The following is an 18,817-nucleotide window of genomic DNA, read 5'->3' as shown; positions in this document are numbered from 1 at the left end:
TGCCTGATCCTCGTTTGCTACCCTGTTTTGCCATGGAGGTTTGTTGTGTCCAGCTGGATTGATCCGGCCATTCTGGCGCTCTTTATCCCCACCTTCTTCTTTGTCTCCGTCACCCCGGGCATGTGCATGACTCTGGCGATGACGCTGGGGATGAGCCTTGGCGTGCGCCGCACCCTGCACATGATGTGGGGGGAGCTGATCGGCGTCGGGCTGGTATCGGTGCTCTCGGTGATCGGGGTGGCGGCCATCATGCTCAACTATCCGGCCATCTTCGCCGCCTTCAAATATGTGGGCGGTGCCTATCTCATCTGGCTCGGCATCCAGATGTGGCAGGCCAAGGGGAAGATGGCCATTCCGGCCGATCTCGCGGCCGGGCAGCAGAGCAGCCCCATGGGACTGGCGCTGCAGGGCTTTGTCACCGCCATCGCCAACCCCAAGGGGTGGGCCTTCATGATCTCCCTGCTCCCCCCCTTTATCTCGGCCAGCCGACCGATGGCGCCGCAGATCACCGCGCTGGTGGCGCTGATCCTGCTCATCGAATTCTCCTGCCTGCTGCTCTACGCCAGTGGTGGCCGCACCCTGCGCCACTTTCTCGCTAAGAGCGGCAACGTCACCTTGATGAACCGCATCGCCGGTACCCTGATGCTGGGAGTGGGGGTCTGGCTGGCGCTCGGGTAAGAGCCATCAGTGGCACACGCCACCAAAGAAAAATGCCACCGCAAGGTGGCATTTTTTATGGGCGAGTAGCTCAGCGGGATTTGAAACGCTCGACCCAGGGGTTGGCGGTGAGGCCATGCAGGATGACGCTCAGGATAATGGTGCAGAGCACGGTGGCGATGATGGGGCGCTGGCCGATGAGGGCCGGTTCGTTTTGCAACACCATCACCGCAAAGACGATGCTGGCAAGGCCCCGTGGCCCGAACCAGCCGATAAAGAGCTTGAGCTCAGGCTTGAGGCCGGTACCGATGAGGCTCAGCCAGACCGGCACCATCCGCAGCAGGGTGAGGCTGGCTGCCGCATAGAGCCAGAACTGCCAGTGCAGCAGCTCCGGCAGGATGGGCATCAGGGTGGCGCCAAACACCATCCAGATCACCACCGAGAGCAGATCGCCATACCCCTCGCAGCTATCCATATAGGCGTGCTTGTGCTCGCCAAGGCGCCGTCCCATCAGCAAACCACCGACGAAGGCGGCGATAAAGCCGCTGCCACCGAGAGTCTGGGCCAGCGCAAAACAGAGCAGTGCCAGCCCGGGCATAGTGAGCTGGCGCCAGAGCGGCAGTTGCCAGCCGTTGAGATAGGAGACTTTCAGCAGCCGGACGGTGAGGGCGGTCAGCACGAAGGCGACCAAAAGACCGATACCGATCTCCTCCAGCATCAGGGTGATGGCCAGCGCTGCGGTGCCGGTGTGCTCCTCGGTGGGGGCGATAAGAGCGAGCAGCAGGAGCAGCACAGGCACGCAGATGCCGTCGTTGAGGCCACTCTCCTGATTGAGCCCTTCGCGCAGTGGTGCCGGTACCGCCGGGTTGTTCACCACCGCTTTGCCGAGCGCCGCATCGGTGGGGGCGAGAATGGTGGAGAGGATCGCCATCTCCAGCAGTGGCAGGTCAGGGAAAAGCAAGTGACCAAACAGGGCGCCACAGAGCAGGGTGAGGGGGAGGCCGATCAGCAGCAGCCGGATGGGGAGCTGGCGGTTGGCCAGCAATACCTGCCAGTTGGTGTTGGCGGCATCGTTGAACAGCACGATAACCAGCGTCAGCTCTGCCAGCAGCTTGATGCCGGCGCTGTCGATGGAGAGGGAGAGTAGCTCCAGCCCTCCCGGCCCCAGCAGCCAACCGGTCAGCAGAAAGAGCAGGGGGCCATTGACCAGTTTTGACTCAAAACGCCCCGCGATCAGGCTGTAGAGCAGTAAAAAGGCGGCGATTACCGCCAGATTCTGGTAAAGCAGGTGTGCATCCATACAACCTCCTTCCAGCCCCGCGGGGCGGTTTAATCGGTCAGGCAGTCCGGGTCGAACACATACTCGCCGTCCAGCCAGCGCACGATTTCATCGACGCAAGCCTGATCGCGAAACGGCAGGTAACGCGCCTTGAGGGCGGCAATCTGCTCGGGAGTGAGTCGGGCCAGCCCCAGATCCTGAAACAGCGGCAGGTCGGCCTCAATCATCGCCGAGATCTGCGGGCCACAGGTGGCGTTGAGAGAGGCGTGCAGCGCCTTGTCGGGATCATACTGCTTGCCGAGCTTGTAGCTCATCGGCAGGGTGGCGAGCGGCAGGGCGGAGAGCGCCGCCTGCTTCATCGGGTTGACCGCATGGCCGGAGAGCAGATCCGCCAGCTCGGCGGGGCGGTTCTCGAAGGCGCGCAGATAGAGGTAGCTGCTCGCCTTGCTGCCATCGTTGACCGGGTAGTTGTCCCACAGGAAGGGCTTGCGGCCGAGCAGCTCGGTCACCTGCTTGAGGTGTATCGCCGGATACTCGGTCGAGCAGACCTTGGGGCCGGTCCAGAAGATCTCGAAGCGGCGGTCGAGCTGCTCGCCAATCTCCTCCAGATAGCGGGGGGGCATGGCGCCGAACACCTTCTCCAGCACCGGATCGGTCGAGTAGTAGCTGGGGCAGAAGATGAGGCGGGTCGCCTTGCTGTGGGCCGCGATATCGTGGGCGATGGTGAGCTGGTGCCGGGCCAGATCCGGGGTATCCCCCTTCATGTCGTCAAACAGCACTGCCAGAATGTCGGGTTGCAGCACTTCATCGATAAGGCGCACTTTCTCGAGCAGCGCCGGGCGCTTGCGCTCGTAGTCGTGGTGCGCCCCCATGGGGCTCAGGCCCACCCCGAAGGCGAGCCCGTTGGCGCGGCACTGGCGCGCCAGCTCGGCGAGATCCGCCAGCTGCTGCTCGGGCCAGGGGAGGGCCCAGTGTTTGCGCAGATAGCCATCCTCTTTCGGGGCGTAGATATAGAAGCCGTAGCCGTGGCGCGGCAGCCACTGGGCGTAGCGGGCACGGGCCTGCCAGCTCCATCCCTTGCCAAAAAAGCCCTCGATCACCCCCAGATTGGCAGAGGGGGGCAGCAGACCGGACTGCAAACTCTGATATGGCATAACTCTCTCCCTTCTTGCTGGGGGACTTGATACGGGCCGGTCGTCTAGACCGGATCCTCTTCCTGAAAACGAACCCCGATCTTGACGGGAATGCTCTCATCCATTTCGGCCACGGTCCAGATCAGGCCCTGCCACTCGATGTTGTCACCGACTACCAGATTATCGCCAAGCTGGCTGGCAATAAAATCGCCCAGTGTCTGATCCGCCACCTCGCTCACATCCAGCCCGTAGATAGGGGCGAGATCCACCAGTCGCGCCGCGGCATCCAGCTGGAAGTCACCGAAGAAGCGCGGGCCGAGATCCTGCTCCGGCGCCTGGCTAAAGAGCTGGCCAAGGGCGGGCAGATCGCGCTCGTGGCCGATGACGCAGAGGATATCGTCCGCCTGCAGGCAGGTACTGCCCGAGGGGTGGAGCAGCTCGCGGCCGCGAAACAGGGCGCTGACCCTAGTGCCGGCAGGCATGCGCAGATCCCGCAGCGGCGAGCCGATGCACCACTTCTCTTCCCCCAGCTGGTAGACGAAGGTCTCCCACTGGCTGTCGAGATCGATCTCGAGCCCGGAGCGGTTGATGGGCGACGGTGGGGCCGGTACTTCCACCCGCGCCAGTTTTGAGGCCAATGGCAGCGAGCTGCCCTGCAAAATCAGCGAGACCAGCACCACGAAGAAGGCGACGTTGAAGTAGAGCTGGGCGTTGGGCAGTCCCGCCATCATGGGGAACACCGCCAGAATGATGGGCACCGCGCCGCGCAGGCCAACCCAGGAGATAAACCAGCGTTCGCGCGGGGCAAAGTTCTTGAACGGCAGCAGCCCGATCCAGACCGAGATGGGGCGGGCAAACAGGATCATCCACATTGCCAGCGCCAGCGCCGGCAGGGCGATGGGCAGCAGCTTGTGGGGCGAGGCGAGCAGCCCCAGCACCAGAAACATGCCGATTTGGCTGAGCCAGGTCAGGCCGTCCAGCACCGACAAGGTGGTGCTGCGACTGCGCAGGGAGAGGTTGCCGAGCAACAGACCTGTGAGATAGATGGCGAGGATGCCGCTGCCACCGACCGCCGTGGTGAGGGCGAAGATGAGCAGGCCGCCGCTCACGGTGAGCAGTGGGTAGAGACCCGGTGCCAGGCGGGCGGTGTTGATTAGCCGCCACAGCAGCCAGCCACCGGCAAGGCCGATCCCGGCACCAAGGCCGAACTGCTTGATGAGCTGCAGCAGCAGAAAACCGGCGTTGAGATCCTGCTGGCTGCTGGCCAGTACCTCGATCAGGGTGACGGTGAGAAAGACCGCCATGGGGTCGTTGCTGCCCGATTCTATCTCCAGCGTCGCGCTCACCCGCTCGTTGAGGCTGCGCCCGCCGAGCAGGGAGAAGACTGCCGCCGCATCGGTGGAGCCGACGATGGCGCCGATCAGCATCCCCTGCATCAGGTTGAGGTCAAACAGCCAGGCGGCGGCGAGCCCCGTCAGGCCGGTGGTAATGGCCACCCCGACCGTCGCCAGCGACAGGGCTGGCCAGAGTGCCACCCGGAACGAGGAGACCCGGGTGCGCATGCCGCCGTCGAGCAGGATGATGGCCAGCGCCAGGTTGCCCACCAGATAGGCGATGGAGTAGTCGGCAAAGTGGATGCCGCCGGGGCCATCTTCCCCCGCCAGCATACCGACGGCGAGGAAGATGACCAGAATGGGAATACCGAGACGGGAAGAGAGCGCACTTAGCAGGACACTGGCTCCAACCAACAGGGCACCGACAAAAAAGAAACTGTTGATGGTCACTGCATCCAAGGGCGAACTCCTTTCTGACTAACGGCAAAGTAGGCACATTATATGCAGTTAAGACCCCCTTGTGTGGTTTAATCGTGCATTAATTTGCATCTTTTGACATTTTTTCACCACTCGCGCGCCATCTTCTGACCCGGCAGAGTGGGTGAGAGGGGATGTTGGCGGTGATGGTCAGATGGAAACCTGATGCTGGGGGAGTAGAGGCAAGGGGAGGAGATAAACAGGAGAAAAAGAGAAGGGAGCACACTGGTGCTCCCCGGATGGCACGACTCAGTCGTCGTCATCGTCCTTCACTTCACGGATCTTGTCCTTGTATTTGGGCAACTGCTTCTCCAGCCGTTTCATGTCTTTGATGGCGTTGAGAAACAGCCCGAGCAGAAAGAGCAGTGGCAGCCCTATCCAGAGCCAGAGATTCATGTGCTACTCCTTTCATCGCAGGGCAATTCAGTGGATGGCAAGGTGACATAACGGGCCAGGATCTTGTCCAGATTGGCCAGAATGGTCGCCTTGCCTTCAATATCCGCCTGTTGCAGGCAAAGTGCCAGCGCCGCCGGGTCGAGCTGCTGCTCGCCCGCTTCGGGGGCGAAGCTGATGTGCCACGGCTCGTAGGCGACGCCGCTGCCTGCGCCGACCGGTTTGGCATAGGGCAGGAAGAAACCGAAATCCCCCATATGGTCGGTGAGCCACTCGCTCAAGTCGGCAAACCAGCCCCCGGCTTCATACTCCCAAGGTTCCAGCGCCAGTTTGGTGTCGGCGGGCAGGCAGTCCGGGTCGTAGATGTCGAGATCGGTGCCCCAGTGGTGGCGACTGGTGCCGGGCAGGGCGCTCCAGCGCAAAATGGCGTGCAGCCGCTCCTCCTCGCCGAGCTGTAAGGCATCGATGGGCTGGCAGTTGGCATCGAGCAGCGGCCGCTCACCGCGCCACTTGCCATTCCAGATGGCGAGCTGGCGATCAAAACCGCGCCAGCTGGACGCCGCTTGCAGGTTGAAACCGGCGTGGGCGGCGGCCACCTGCATGTCGTTGAAGGAGGCTGCCGCCGCCGGGGTCAGGCGGTGGGGGCCGCGCCCCACCACAATAAGGTGGCTCTCGTCGAGCCCCATCAGTTGTTCCTGCGTCATGCCAGCAGTCGCTCCAGCACCCCTTGGTACATATCGGCCAGCAGATCCAGATCGTCTGCCTTCACGCACTCGTTCACCTTGTGGATGGTGGCGTTGACCGGGCCGAGCTCGATCACTTCGGCACCGGTGGGGGCGATAAAGCGCCCGTCCGAGGTGCCGCCGGTGGTGAGCAGGGCTGGCTGCTGGCCATTGACCGCCTCGATGGCAGAGACCGCCGCCGCCAGCAGTTTGCCGGTGTCGGTGAGGAACGGCTGGCCGGAGAGGGTCCAGTTCAGCTGGTAATCGAGACCGTGTCTATCCAGCAGTGCCTCGACCCGCTCGCGGATATCCAGGTCGGTCAGCTGGGTGCTGAAGCGGAAGTTGAACTGGACGTGCAATTCGCCCGGAATGACGTTGGAAGCGCCGGTGCCCGCCTGAATGTTGGCTACCTGGAAGCTGGTGGGCGGGAAGTAGGCGTTGCCCTCATCCCACACGGTCGCGGCAAGTTCCGCCAGCGCTGGCGCTGCTTCATGAATGGGGTTGTCCGCCAGATGGGGATAGGCGACATGGCCCTGTACCCCGCGCACCAGCAGATCGCCGGTGATGGAGCCGCGGCGGCCATTTTTCACCACATCCCCGACCACGGCGGTGGAGGAGGGCTCGCCGACGATGCACCAGGTGATCTTCTCGTTGCGCGCTTCCAGGGTATCGATCACCCGGGTGGTGCCATTGATAAAGGGCCCCTCCTCATCGGAGGTGATAAGGAAAGCGATCGACCCGGTGTGATCCGGATGCTCGGCCACAAAGCGCTCGGCCGCCACCACCATGGCAGCCAGCGAGCCCTTCATGTCGGCGGCGCCACGGCCGTAGAGCACGCCATCCCTGATGGTCGGCTCGAACGGCGGGGTGTGCCATTTCTCCAGCGGGCCGGCAGGCACCACGTCGGTGTGACCGGCGAAGCAGAACAACGGCCCCTCGCTGCCACGGCGGGCCCAGAGGTTGGTGGTGTCTTCAAATACCATGGGCTCGATAACAAAGCCGAGTTTGGCGAGGCGCTCCGCCATCAGGGTCTGGCACCCTTCATCCAGCGGGGTAACGGAGGGGCGGCGGATCAGATCCTTGGCCAGTGCAATGACATCCGACATCAGTTGTCCTTAGTTGTCCTTAACGGGAGAAGAGGGATTGGTAGTGATCGGCCTTGAAACCCAGGGTCAGTTCGCCGTCACGATCCAGCAGCGGGCGCTTGATCATCGCCGGGTGTTCCAGCAGCAGGGCGCGCGCCTTGGCGGTGTCGAGCCCCTGTTTGGCCTCGTCCGGCAGAGCGCGGAAGGTGGTGCCGCGGCTGTTGAGCAGCGCTTCCCAGCCGAGCTTGGCCAGCCAGCGGTCGAGATCGTCCGGGCTCAGGCCATCGGCGCGATGGTCGTGAAAGCGGTAGTCGATACCGGCCTCATCCAGCCACTTGCGGGCTTTTTTGATGGTGTCGCAGTTCTTGATGCCATAGAGGGTGGTGGCCATGGGGAGTCCTTCTCTTGTGGGCGCTGGCCGTGGCTGCGCCCGAAAATCCGAATCAACAGAGTGCAAGGGCCCGATTCTGGCATTGTGGCGATCCCATGGCAACGCTGATGGCACCGTCGGAAGGGGCGAGAGGAGGAAAAGCGGGGAGCCAGATAGCCAGAACGCGCCGGGTGGCGCGCTCTGGAGAGGCAGAAGAGTGTCTCTTCTGTGCTGCCGGGGCAGCTGGTATCAGTGCAGCGGATGCCAGGGGTGATCAAAGACCCGGGCGCGCTCCCAGGGGGCGTCGGGCAGACTGGAGGAGAGGCCGCTGTATTTGCCCACATCGTCTACCACGATGGCGGAGAGGATTGGCAGGTGGTTTTCGGTGCAGTACATGCGAACACGCTGCAGCAGGGTGCGCAGTTCGTCCTGACGCTGCTCCAGTCCGGCCAGTTTGGCCAGTTTGGAGTAACGAATGGTGGTGCGTTCCTTTGCAGACTCGACGAGGATATCCCACAGCTGATAATCGCAGGTCGAGATACCTGCGGTGGCTTGGTTTGTCATAACTCTCTCCGGCGCGAAATGGTCGCTCTTGTCGATGCGCATCTTGGCCGCTTCGGGGGCGGCTTATGTTGATCCAACGCAAAAAAGAGGGGAGTCGCGTTACACAATTCCCGATTAAACCGTGTAAAACGGTTCTCGGTAGTGTGAATGATGAAAAAGTGTTACCTACTCGACATATTATGCTGCCTGATGACGGTGATGGCCCCTTTATTGATGGGGATCAAAGGCAAGTTCTGGTCAGATCACTAGATTTCGCTCTTCGATAAATTTATCAGGAGTGAATATTGGAACTCGTCTTCGTCTTGCTCGTACTGGTTGCCGTGGTCTACGGCATCATCAAGGATTACAACCCGCAGGCGGTGCTGGCATTGGCCGGTATGGCCATTTTCACCCTGGCCTACTGGCTGGGATTGCACCCCATTCTGCCCGCTGACAAGAGCACCGGCTTCGCCCTGTTCGATCTGTTCGAAGTGTTCAAGGGGATCTTCTCCTACCGTGCGGCGGGCCTTGGCCTCACCATCATGGCGGTGGCCGGCTTTGCTACCTACATGTCCCATATCGGTGCCTCCCAGGCGCTGGTGCGGGTGGCGGTCAAACCGGTGGCAGGTATTCAGTCCAGCTACCTGATGCTCTCCATCTGCTATCTGGTGGCGGTCTTTGTCTCCCTGTTTGTCACCTCCGCCACCGGCCTTGGCCTGCTGTTGATGGTCACCATGTATCCGGTGATGCGCAACCTCGGCATCAGTCCGGCCTCCGCCTGTGGCGTCATCGCCACCTCCCAGGCGTTCGAGATTGGCCCGACCCAGACCAACGCCATCTTCTCCGCCGGCCAGTCCGGTATGGATCCGACCGGCTATTTCGTTGACTACCAGATCTGGCTGGTGGCTCCCATGCTGCTGGTGACCATGGTGCTGCACTTCTTCTGGCAGCGGCACTGTGACCGCAAGGATGGCTGGGATCCGGCCCGGCATCGCGGCGAACACGCCGAGCTGGACGAGAAGGGCACCGACGCGGTAGCGGCGCCCACCTGGTATGCCCTGCTGCCCATCATCCCCTTCGTGCTGATGATGACCTTCTCCAAACTGCTGGTGACCACCATCAGCGTCAGCGTGGAAGTGGCCATGCTGCTGTCGGTCTTTATCGGCATGCTGTGCGAGCTGCTGCGTACCCGCTCGGTGCGCACCGCTTTTGCCGGGCTCTCCAGCTTCCTCGACGGCATGGGCAAGGTGTTTGGCCCCGTGGTGGCGCTGATCGTCTGTGCCGAGCTGTTTGCCGAATCCCTCAAAGCCATCGGCGCCATCGATACCCTGCTGCACTCAGCCAGCAATGCCGGTATCGGCAGCGGTCTGATGACCCTGGTGATGGTGGGCCTCATCATGGTGGCGGCGGTGATCATGGGTTCTGGCAACGCGGCGTTCCTCAGCTTCTCGACCCTGGCGCCTGCCGTGGCAGCCAAGTTCGGCGTACCTGCGGTGACCATGCTGCTGCCGATGCAGCTCGCCTCCAGTATCGGCCGCACCGTCTCCCCGATTGCGGCGGTGCTGATCGCCTGTGCGGGCATCGCCAAGGTCTCCCCCTTCGTGGTGGTGAAGCGCACCTGCGTGCCCATGGCGGGGGCGCTGGTGACGGCATTGACCCTCAACTATCTGCTGTTCATGTAAAAGCTGTGGTTTACAGGGCGGTCGGCCACCCGGTTCTGGTAGGTCGACCGCTGTTGGCAAGGCGGGTGTAACAGCCCGCCGTTCCGCATTGTTGCAAAAACAGGCTGCTTTTATCGCAGATTGTTTCATGGAGAAGATAATGACCAACCTCACGCGCCCGTTTTCCCTCGATACCTATCTGGCCGATCTGGCCCCGCTCATCAACCTCGATTGCGGCACCCGCACCCCGGCCGGGGTGGCCAAAGTGGCCGACATCATGACCGAGAAATATGAGGCCATCGGCTGGCAGGTGACTCGTCACCAGTTCGCCGCCGAGTGTGGCCCTTGCCTCGAGGCAACCAATGCCCCGGGGGCCGATCACTACGATGTGATGCTGGTGGGCCACATGGATACCGTCTTCCCAGAGGGAACGGCGGCCAAGCGCCCGCTCAAGATTGAAGGCAATCAGGCTTTTGGCCCCGGCGTGTCAGACATGAAGAGCGGCCTGCTCTCCACCTGGTATGCCTTAAAAGAGATGGATCCGGCGCAGTTGGCCAAGCTCAAGGTGCTGGTCTGCTGCAACTGCGACGAGGAGATTGGCTCCCCCTGGTCCAAAGATTGGCTGGTGGAAAAAGCCAGGCAGAGCGGCTGCGTGCTGGTGGCCGAAGCGGCGCGCCCGAGCGGCGATCTCATCAGTGCCCGCAAGGGCAACGCCAAGTACCGCATTACCTTCCACGGCAAGGCCTCCCATGCCGGTTCGGCGCTGACCGAAGGGGTCTCCGCCATTACCGAACTCGCTCATTGGGTGCTGGCCATCAATGAGCAGGTCAATATGGAGACCGGCACTACCATGAACGTGGGGGTGGTGCAGGGCGGCACCGGCGTCAACGTGGTGCCCGACTATGCCGAGGCGATCGTCGATCTGCGCTTCTGGAGCAATGAAGAGGCGGCAGCGGTGCACGAGCGGCTCACCTTTATGGCCAATAACCCCTTCCTTGCGGGCTGTCGGGTCGAGGTGGATCGCCAGACCTTCAAGCCGGCGATGCGCCCGAGTGGCGACACCGAGGCCGTGATGGCAGTGGTGGAGGCGGCTGCGAAAGAGGAGGGGATCACCTTCAACTGGCTGGAGGCCGGTGGCGGCTCGGATGCCAACTTTACCGCAGCGGCGGGTGTGCCGTCGTTGGATGGTTTCGGCCCCATGGGCGGCGGTTTCCACTCGGAGGCGGAATTCCTGCTGCTCGATAGCATCGAGCCGCGCATCCGCCTGCTGCAGCGGGTGCTGGGCAAGCTGGCCAAATAGGTCGGCGTTAAGGACAAGCAAAACGGGAGGCCATCGCCTCCCGTTTTTTATCTGCGGTGCCTGCGAAGATTCATCCCGCAGAGCAGTTGTTCTTGCACCCTCAACCCTCATCCTCCAGCAGATAGGCAAGCTGTTCCTGATGGGCAAGCTGCCAGTGGCCGAGCACCAGCGGCGCCGCAAAGCCCGGGCCGTCGGTCACCATGGTGTGGTACTCCCCCTGCTCGCCGCAGGCGTCAAAGCCCTGGCTTGTCGCCAGCTGCTGCAACTCGGCGAGGGTGGTGGCATCGAGGGGGCGTCCCACCCACTCGGGAGCCAGCACCCGGGTATCGACGCAGGAGAGGTGGGCGACGATGCCGCGCGCCAGCAGATCCGCCAGCAGCGCCTCGCGGGAGAGTTGCCAGAGCGGCGTATGCACGGTGAGACCAAGCGGGCGGCAGCGCTCGCGGATCCAGTTAGGCGCACCACCCACGCTGTCGATATCGCCGGTGACTACCCCATCGAGTTGCCACTCCTCCTTAAGCTTGGCCAGCGCCCGCTCATAACCGAGATCGAACGGCGCCTCTATGGTGACCAGCTGATGGGGCAGCGCGAGGGCTGCCGCCTGCCGACGCACTTGCGACAGGGGATGGGCCAGAAAGCGGGGGGCAGGGGGGGCAAAGGTAGCCAGTGCCACCACCTGATGACCCGCTTCACGGGCATGGCAGAGGGCCTGCATGGCATCCTTGCCGCCGCTCCAGAGCACGATGACGCGAGACATGGGGAAGATTCCGCAAAGAAAAGAGGGGTCATGCTACCCAGAGTGCGGGCGGTTGGCAAAGCAGTATGGTGTGCGCCACAAAAGCACAGGCCCCCGTGCGGGGGCCTGTGGCAGTGATTGAACAGCGATCGCCGGTCAGAGCAGGATGCTGGTCAGGATAAAGCCCAGCGAGCAGGAGGTCACCACCCCGATCAGCCCCGGAATGATGAAGCTGTGGTTGATGATGAACTTGCCGATGCGGGTGGTGCCGGAGCGGTCAAAGCCGATACAGGCCAGGTCGCTCGGGTAGGTCGGCAGCACGAAGTAGCCGTAGCTCGCCGGCAGGAAGGCGATCAGCAGTTTCGGCTCCACGCCCAGCGCCAGACCCATGGGGGCGATGGCAGTGAGGGCGGCGGCCTGGCTGTTCACCAGCTTGGAGATGAGGAACAGCACCAGCGCGTAGGTCCAGGGCTGGGCCTGTACCACGTGGGCCAGGGTCTCTTTGAGCAGCGGCATGTGGGCCTGGAAGAAGGTTTCGCTCATCCAGGCAACCCCGAATACGGAGAAGATGGCGACCATGCCCGCCTTGAAGACGGCGCCGTTGGCGATCTCGCCCGGCTTGACCTTGCAGCGCATCAGGATGATGGCACCGGCGATCAGCATCATCATCTGGATCACCAGGTTCATGGAGAGCGGGCCAGTCTTGTCTTTGATGGTGAAGACGGGGCGCAGCGCCTCATCGGCACCCAGCAGCACCACGGCAGCGATGGCGGCGAAGAAGATCCAGGTAGACCAGTAGGCCTCTTTCGGGAATTTGGTGTTGAGCAGGGTCTCGCCACCACCGTAGATGAAGGCGCGCTGCTCCGGATCCTGGATCTTGGCCTGGAACTCCTCGTCCTTGTCCAGATCCTTGCCGCGGCGCAGGCTCCACAGGGCCGCCACGATAACGCCGGTCAGGGAGGAGGGGATGGCGACCATCAGGATGTCGAGCAGACCATAGGCCTGACCGATACCGTGGCCAGCAGCCAGAATGGAGACCATGGAGACCACGGCAACCGATACCGGCGAGGCGCAGATGGCCATCTGGGATGCAACGGAGGCGACAGCCATCGGGCGCTCGGGACGGATGTTCTTCTGCAGCGCGATGTCGGCGATGATGGGGAACATGGTGTAGACCACGTGGCCGGTACCGCACAGGAAGGTGAGGGTCCAGGTGGTGAGCGGTGCCAGGATAGTGATGTATTGCGGGTGACGGCGCAGCAGACGCTCGGCTACCTGCATCATCAGGTTGAGACCGCCGGCGGTCTGCAGGGTGGCGGCGCAACCGATCACCGCCAGAATGGTCAGCATTACCTGCACCGGTGGTTCGCCCGGAACCAGACCGAAAACGAAGGTCAGCAGGAAGAGACCGATACCACTGATGAGACCAAGCCCCATGCCACCAAAGCGGGTACCGAGCAGCAAGCAGCCGAGTACCACCAAAAATTCCATCAAGATCATTCCATTACCTCGTGTGATTCAACCCATGTTGCCGCGGGTAGCCTGAACCATGAATTGTCATTGTCTGTTTTTAATTAGCCCAAAAGGGTTAGTTATTATTTTGCTCCCCTGCAAAAGTGAAAAAATTGAGTTACTTCAATAACTCGATGAATTTTTGATTAAACCACTTAAAAACCACCTAATAACAAATCCATCATTTTTTCATCCGGTTGCCATCCCTTAAGCAGGGGCATCTTGCCCGATAGGGTGGTGTAAAAGCATGGAAGAAGGGAGGCAAATGAAAACAGGTTGCAGATGATTGGCAGGAGGACAAGAGGGGTAAAAAGGGGGCTCTTCGGATGTTTTTTTCGGCAGTGGCGGTCTTTTGCCGTTCATCCCGAAAGAGTCCTTATTTCTCGGCCAGATAGCGGCGCTGGTACTCCTCGCTCAGTTTCTGGATATCGAGTCTGGCCAGTGCCTTGTCCACCCGCTGCTGCAATGCCTGCTGGTCGGGGCGGAACATGATGTGCAGGCTCTTGTGCTCGAGGATCTTCGGATTGAACTGCAGCTGCTCGGGATGGAGCTTGTCATCGTGGCGGATCAGCCAATAGAAGACATCCCGGTCGATGACGGCGAGATCGAGCCGGTCGCGCTGCAGCTTGCGCAAGTTGAGGTGATCACCATCCACGGCAAAGGTGTGGAGCTGCTGGCTCGCCATCATGGCGTCAAATTCCCGGGTGTTGACGTAGCCCGCCACCACGCCGATCCGGTAGGGCACCAGATCCTCAAGCCGTTGCCAGGGGATGGGCTTGCCCGCTTTCTGCGCCAGCCCCAGCACGCTGTCTCCCACGCTGGCGGAGATGCGCCACTTGTCGCTCTGGTTATCGGCCAGATATTCGGGGAAGTAGCCGATATAGCCGTGGGCCGGATCGGAGGCGAGCCACACCGTCCGCTGCCAGGAGAAAAAATCGAATTCCACCTCCAGCCCCGCCTCGGCAAAGACGCGCTTGATGATATGACCGGTGAGGCCGCCATCGGGCAGGCTTTGGGTGGTAAACGGGGGCCACTCCAGCGTGGTCAGGCGGACGGTTTCGGCCATTAGCCGCAGCGGAGAGAGCAGTAACAGTAGCAGGAGCAGGCGATATCCCATGGGCTGCAGATTCCTTGTGCCGATTGATCCTGAGTATCGCCATAAAGCGGGCAATAAAAAAGCCGACCCGAAGGTCGGCTTTTCAGATCTGTGCGACAGGTTGTCGTTATCAGAACTCGGCGGTACGCGGGGTACGCGGGAAGGGGATCACGTCGCGGACGTTGCCCATACCGGTCACGTAGACCACCAGACGTTCGAAGCCCAGACCGAAACCGGAGTGCGGCACGGTGCCGTAGCGGCGCAGGTCGCGATACCACCAGTAATCTTCCTGCTTCAGGCCCATCTCGGCCAGGCGGGCATCCAGCACCTCCAGACGCTCTTCACGCTGGGAGCCACCGATGATCTCGCCGATCCCCGGAGCCAGTACGTCCATCGCGGCAACGGTCTTGCCGTCGTCGTTGAGGCGCATGTAGAAGGCCTTGATATCTTTCGGGTAGTTCTTCACGACTACCGGAGACTTGAAGTGCTCCTCGGCCAGATAGCGCTCGTGCTCGGAGGAGAGGTCGATACCCCAGGAGACCGGGAACTCGAACTTCTTGCCGCAGTTCTGCAGCACTTCGATGGCGTCGGTGTAGTCGATCTGGGCGAAGTCGGAGGAGACGAAACGCTCCAGACGGCCGATGGCATCCTTGTCCACGTGCTGGGCAAAGAACTCCAGATCGTCGCGGCGCTCGGTCAGTACGGCGTTGAAGACGTACTTCAGCATGGCTTCGGCCAGCGCGGCGTTATCTTCCAGATTGTTGAAGGCCACTTCCGGCTCCACCATCCAGAACTCGGCCAGGTGACGGCTGGTGTTGGAGTTTTCGGCGCGGAAGGTCGGGCCGAAGGTGTAGACCTTGGAGAGGGCACAGGCATAGGTTTCGGCGTTCAGCTGGCCGGATACGGTCAGGAAGGCCTCTTTGCCGAAGAAATCTTCGTTGTAGTCCACCTTGCCGGCGTCGGTGCGCGGCAGGTTTTCCATGTCCAGGGTAGAGACGCGGAACATCTCGCCGGCACCTTCGGTGTCAGAGGCGGTGATGAGCGGGGTCGCTACCCAGACAAAACCCTCTTCGTGGAAGAAGCGGTGGATGGCCTGAGCCAGGCAGTGACGAACCCGGGTCACGGCGCCAACGATGTTGGTGCGCGGGCGCAGGTGAGCCTGTTCACGCAGGTACTCGATGCTGTGGCGCTTGGCGGCCATCGGGTAGGTGTCCGGATCTTCGACCCAGCCGACAACCTTGACTTCGGTGGCCTGCAGTTCGAACGCCTGGCCGCTGCCCTGAGATTCGGTCACGACGCCAGTCACTTCCACGGAGCAAGCTGTGGTCAGACGCTGCACTTCATTCTCGTAATTGGCCAGGGTATTGGGGACGACTGCCTGTACCGGATGGAAACAGGAGCCATCGGAAATGGCCAAAAATGAGATCCCCGCCTTGGAATCACGGCGAGTCCGGATCCACCCTCGTACAGTCAGGGTGGTGCCAACCGCATGTTTACCGGTCAGCACATCAACTACGGATGCGTGCGTCATCGAAATATTGTCTCCAGCTTGTTCTTTGCAGCGCTATGGGTCTGGCCCGGGCAATCATTGGCCCATCATGGCAGACTAAGCCGTTAATCTTACCCGCGCGGGTTTGATAAACAAGCAAAAATGTCGGACTCTGGTGGGGTTTTCGGCATGGTTCACCCGATATGGGGTCGCGGGGCAGGAGAGGCGAGTGAAAGATCGGCGGCAGGGGCCCGATTGGCTGACACGGCTGTTGCAGGGGCTGGTACTGCTCTGCTGGGGTGGCTTTATCGTGCTGCTCTCCCTCTATCACCATGCCCGCCCCGAGCGAGCTTACGGTTTTCTGGTCTATGGCGGCGAGAGCGTGCGGGCCGGATGGGATCCGGTTTTTACCCCCTGGCTGCTGCACGGGCTGTGGGGTTGCTGTCTGCTGACCCTGGTGGCGCTATTTGTCGGCCGCAAGCGTCATCGCCGCCGGGAGGATGCCCGCCACGTCCATCTGGCGATCCTCCTGCTTATCCTTATCGCCAGCCTGCTCTTCTACTACCTCTAGTCTTCTTGTTGGCCCGTAGTTCGGGTCTGTTCATGATCCCGTTTGCTGCAAGCGGGACGCTTGCCAAGCTGACGCTCCACGCTGTCGAGCATCTGGTTGTAGGCCAGCGCCAGCCGGCCAATCTCGTCGCCATCGTCTCCCTCCAGCCGGTGGCCGAAGTCATGCATGTCGGTGGCTTCTTCCATGGAGCGGGTCAGCTGGTTGAGGGGGCGGACGATCCAGGTGCGGATGACCCAGAGGGTCAGCAGCAGCCCCAGCCCGAAGATGCCGGTGAGGATCAGCGCCGAGGTGAGGATATTCTGCTCGACCCGGGTAAAGAGGGAGTCGAGGGAGTAATCGAAACGGACGGCGCCGAGCACGGTATTCTCCGGCACAAGATGGCAGCTGGTGCAGTCGGTGCCGCGAAAATCCTTCTTGGCCAGCAGCGGACGGGTCACCACCAGCCGGCTGTGCATGCCGTTGTGCACCACCTCCAGGCTCCCTTTGCCCGCCAGCGCCAGCTGGTCATAGTCATCCTTGCCCTGCTCTGCGGGGCGTCCCGGCCCGAACTGTTTGCTTACCGCGTCGCCACGGACGATGCGGGCATCCTCCACATGAGCGTGCTCGAGAAACTTGGCGCGCAGGGTGTCGCGGGCATCCATCTTGCCGGTCAGCATCAGCATGTTGAGGCCGTCGAAGTAGGCTTCGGTCTGCTCCTGACTCTGCTCCTTGATGAGGCTCAGGATGAGATCGCGCTCGCGCACCGCCTGATAGGCGGCGGAGAAGACCAGTACCATGGAGAAGATGAAGAGCAGGAAAAAGTTGATTTTGGCAGCAATGGAGAGGCGCATGAGCAATCTTTCTTTATGGTAAAACCGCAGCAGTCTACCCCTCTTGGCGCCTCAGGTCTGGTGTTTTGCTCACATTCCGGCAAGTGAACGGGGGTGAGGTGCATAAACTTGCCCTCTTTATATATCAAATGGGGATGCCACAGACGGGCGACCGGTGAGGCCGCCCGCGATGATGTTTAAAACTCGCCCTCGGCAATCGCCTGGCTGATGGCACCGGTCAACACCCGCAGCTCTTCGGGGGTGATCACGAAGGGGGGCATCAGGTAGACCAGCTTGCCAAAGGGGCGGATCCAGGCGCCCAGTTCGACAAACTTGCGCTGGATGCGCGCCACGTCCACCCGCTCCTTCATCTCCACCACCCCGATGGCACCGAGCACCCGCACATCCGCGACCGCCGGGTTGAGAGTCAATTCCACCAGCTCGGTACGCAGTTGATGTTCGATGGCGCGCACCCGCTCCTGCCACGGCGAGGCGAGCAGCAACTCGATGGAGGCGTTGGCCACCGCGCAGGCAAGCGGATTGCCCATAAAGGTGGGGCCGTGCATAAAGACCCCCGCCTTGCCGTCACAGATGGTGCGGGCGACATGCTCGGTGGTGAGGGTCGCCGAGAGGGTGAGATAGCCGCCGGTGAGCGCCTTGCCCAGACACATGATGTCGGGAGTGATGCCGGCCCAGTCGCAGGCAAACAGCTGGCCGGTGCGGCCAAAGCCAGTGGCGATTTCGTCGGCGATGAGCAGTACGCCGAACTCGTCGCACAGGGCGCGCACCCACTGCAGGTAGCGGGGATGGTAGAAGCGCATGCCGCCAGCCCCTTGCACGATGGGCTCAAGCACGATGGCGGCTATCTCCTCGTGGTGATCCGCCATGAGTGTGGCCAACTCCACCACGCACTGCTCGTCCCACTCGGCGTGGAAGCGACAGCTAGGCGCTTCGACAAAATAGTGTTCCGGCAGAAACCCCTTGTAGAGCTCGTGCATGCCGCCATCCGGGTCGCAGACGCTCATGGCGCCAAAGGTATCGCCGTGATAGCCGTTGCGCAGGGCGACAAACTTGGCTCTGGGCGTCCCTTTGGCGTGCCAGTACTGCTGCGCCATCTTGAGCGCCACTTCCACCGCTACCGAGCCGGAATCCGACAGAAAGACCCGATCCAGCCCCTTCGGAGTGATCTCCACCAGCTTGCGGCAGAGCTCGACCGCCGGGGCGTGGGTGAGGCCGCCAAACATCACGTGGGACATCTTGCCGAGCTGGGCGGTGGCGGCGGCGTCCAGTTCCGGCACCTGATAGCCGTGCACGCAAGCCCACCAGGAGCTCATGCCATCCACCAGTTCACGGCAATCGCTGAGGGTGATCTTCACCCCCTTGGCGCTGGCCACTTCATAGCAGGGCAGGGGGTGAGTGAGAGAGGTGTAGGGGTGCCACACATGGTGCAGGTCGAATTCTTGGTTGGTCATTTTCTGTTCTGTTGTCAATTGGTTTGATCTGGTCGGTGTTGACAGTCTACGCGGGCTCTCTACACTAGCCAACAATTTCAGCCACTTGGCTCTGCGCAGATCTCGTTCGCACGAGCCCGGCAGCGGGTTTTGCGCTCACGCTCTTGCAAAGACCTTTTGCAAGGATGGCGGGCACAGG

The 18,817-nt window shown here is 61.8% G+C and carries 18 protein-coding genes; 4 read left to right on the top strand and 14 right to left on the bottom strand.

The features are described from left to right. Positions 1 to 45: 45 nt before the first annotated feature. Positions 46 to 678 carry a LysE family translocator gene (locus tag AAHA41_RS06825; protein WP_033112819.1) on the top strand — a complete coding sequence of 211 codons (633 nt, stop codon included), beginning with the start codon at positions 46 to 48 and terminating at the stop codon, positions 676 to 678. Between the two features lie 70 nt (positions 679 to 748). Here AAHA41_RS06825 and AAHA41_RS06820 read toward each other — a convergent pair whose 3' ends face one another. The 8 genes from AAHA41_RS06820 to AAHA41_RS06785 form a co-directional block, all read right to left on the bottom strand. Further along, complete coding sequence (locus tag AAHA41_RS06820) at positions 749 to 1,957, bottom strand: cation:proton antiporter (RefSeq protein WP_323068730.1); 1,209 nt, start codon at positions 1,955 to 1,957, stop codon at positions 749 to 751. Between the two features lie 29 nt (positions 1,958 to 1,986). Then, positions 1,987 to 3,090 (bottom strand): beta-N-acetylglucosaminidase domain-containing protein, encoded by a 1,104-nt coding sequence (locus AAHA41_RS06815; protein ID WP_323068731.1) that lies wholly within the window; start codon positions 3,088 to 3,090, stop codon positions 1,987 to 1,989. Between the two features lie 44 nt (positions 3,091 to 3,134). Then, positions 3,135 to 4,862: a potassium/proton antiporter gene (locus AAHA41_RS06810; protein WP_041208372.1), complete on the bottom strand. Its 1,728-nt coding sequence runs from the start codon at positions 4,860 to 4,862 to the stop codon at positions 3,135 to 3,137. Between the two features lie 267 nt (positions 4,863 to 5,129). Next, the gene (locus tag AAHA41_RS06805) at positions 5,130 to 5,276 is read right to left on the bottom strand and encodes a hypothetical protein (protein ID WP_104015276.1); all 147 of its coding nucleotides are present in this window, start codon (positions 5,274 to 5,276) and stop codon (positions 5,130 to 5,132) included. Further along, positions 5,273 to 5,977: a M15 family metallopeptidase gene (locus AAHA41_RS06800; protein WP_201906838.1), complete on the bottom strand. Its 705-nt coding sequence runs from the start codon at positions 5,975 to 5,977 to the stop codon at positions 5,273 to 5,275. Before AAHA41_RS06800 ends, AAHA41_RS06805 begins: the two co-directional genes overlap by 4 nt. Further along, positions 5,974 to 7,101: a succinyl-diaminopimelate desuccinylase gene (gene dapE / locus AAHA41_RS06795; RefSeq protein WP_323068733.1), complete on the bottom strand. Its 1,128-nt coding sequence runs from the start codon at positions 7,099 to 7,101 to the stop codon at positions 5,974 to 5,976. The genes AAHA41_RS06800 and dapE overlap by 4 nt, the downstream gene beginning before the upstream one ends. Before the next feature lie 19 nt (positions 7,102 to 7,120). Then, entirely contained in the window at positions 7,121 to 7,471 is a 351-nt protein-coding gene (locus AAHA41_RS06790; RefSeq protein ID WP_041208377.1) for an ArsC family reductase, read from the bottom strand. A 228-nt stretch (positions 7,472 to 7,699) separates the two neighbouring features. Next, positions 7,700 to 8,014: a hypothetical protein gene (locus AAHA41_RS06785; RefSeq protein ID WP_323068734.1), complete on the bottom strand. Its 315-nt coding sequence runs from the start codon at positions 8,012 to 8,014 to the stop codon at positions 7,700 to 7,702. Positions 8,015 to 8,298: 284 nt separating this feature from the next. Between AAHA41_RS06785 and dcuC the strand changes: the two genes are divergently transcribed. Both dcuC and AAHA41_RS06775 read left to right on the top strand, forming a co-directional pair. Further along, positions 8,299 to 9,675 carry a C4-dicarboxylate transporter DcuC gene (gene dcuC, locus AAHA41_RS06780; RefSeq protein ID WP_323068736.1) on the top strand — a complete coding sequence of 459 codons (1,377 nt, stop codon included), beginning with the start codon at positions 8,299 to 8,301 and terminating at the stop codon, positions 9,673 to 9,675. Positions 9,676 to 9,814: 139 nt separating this feature from the next. Next, the gene (locus AAHA41_RS06775) at positions 9,815 to 10,954 is read left to right on the top strand and encodes a M20 family metallopeptidase (RefSeq protein WP_323068737.1); all 1,140 of its coding nucleotides are present in this window, start codon (positions 9,815 to 9,817) and stop codon (positions 10,952 to 10,954) included. 100 nt (positions 10,955 to 11,054) lie between these two features. Here AAHA41_RS06775 and AAHA41_RS06770 read toward each other — a convergent pair whose 3' ends face one another. The 4 genes from AAHA41_RS06770 to asnS form a co-directional block, all read right to left on the bottom strand. Next, entirely contained in the window at positions 11,055 to 11,711 is a 657-nt protein-coding gene (locus AAHA41_RS06770; protein WP_323068739.1) for a hypothetical protein, read from the bottom strand. Between the two features lie 135 nt (positions 11,712 to 11,846). Further along, positions 11,847 to 13,190 carry an anaerobic C4-dicarboxylate transporter gene (locus AAHA41_RS06765; protein ID WP_041208381.1) on the bottom strand — a complete coding sequence of 448 codons (1,344 nt, stop codon included), beginning with the start codon at positions 13,188 to 13,190 and terminating at the stop codon, positions 11,847 to 11,849. A gap of 388 nt (positions 13,191 to 13,578) precedes the next feature. Continuing rightward, complete coding sequence (locus AAHA41_RS06760; RefSeq protein ID WP_323068741.1) at positions 13,579 to 14,319, bottom strand: ABC transporter substrate-binding protein; 741 nt, start codon at positions 14,317 to 14,319, stop codon at positions 13,579 to 13,581. A 109-nt stretch (positions 14,320 to 14,428) separates the two neighbouring features. Next, a complete protein-coding gene (gene asnS / locus AAHA41_RS06755) occupies positions 14,429 to 15,829 on the bottom strand; it encodes an asparagine--tRNA ligase (protein ID WP_042032530.1) in 1,401 nt (466 codons plus the stop codon). 187 nt (positions 15,830 to 16,016) lie between these two features. Here asnS and AAHA41_RS06750 point away from each other — a divergent pair, with 187 nt between their 5' ends. Beyond that, positions 16,017 to 16,358 carry a hypothetical protein gene (locus tag AAHA41_RS06750; protein ID WP_201906849.1) on the top strand — a complete coding sequence of 114 codons (342 nt, stop codon included), beginning with the start codon at positions 16,017 to 16,019 and terminating at the stop codon, positions 16,356 to 16,358. On the opposite strand, the gene AAHA41_RS06745 is transcribed toward AAHA41_RS06750, so the two are convergent. Both AAHA41_RS06745 and bioA read right to left on the bottom strand, forming a co-directional pair. Continuing rightward, positions 16,355 to 17,188 carry a HAMP domain-containing protein gene (locus tag AAHA41_RS06745; protein WP_201959759.1) on the bottom strand — a complete coding sequence of 278 codons (834 nt, stop codon included), beginning with the start codon at positions 17,186 to 17,188 and terminating at the stop codon, positions 16,355 to 16,357. The genes AAHA41_RS06750 and AAHA41_RS06745 overlap by 4 nt on opposite strands. A 176-nt stretch (positions 17,189 to 17,364) precedes the next feature. Beyond that, positions 17,365 to 18,639 carry an adenosylmethionine--8-amino-7-oxononanoate transaminase gene (gene bioA, locus AAHA41_RS06740; protein ID WP_323068744.1) on the bottom strand — a complete coding sequence of 425 codons (1,275 nt, stop codon included), beginning with the start codon at positions 18,637 to 18,639 and terminating at the stop codon, positions 17,365 to 17,367. Positions 18,640 to 18,817: the final 178 nt, after the last annotated feature.

The sequence above is a fragment of the Aeromonas sp. SER genome (assembly GCF_038739615.1).
Lineage (GTDB): Bacteria > Pseudomonadota > Gammaproteobacteria > Enterobacterales > Aeromonadaceae > Aeromonas > Aeromonas jandaei.
The sequence above is the reverse complement of the archived record's forward strand: the minus strand, read 5'-3'. Positions and strand labels throughout refer to the sequence as shown.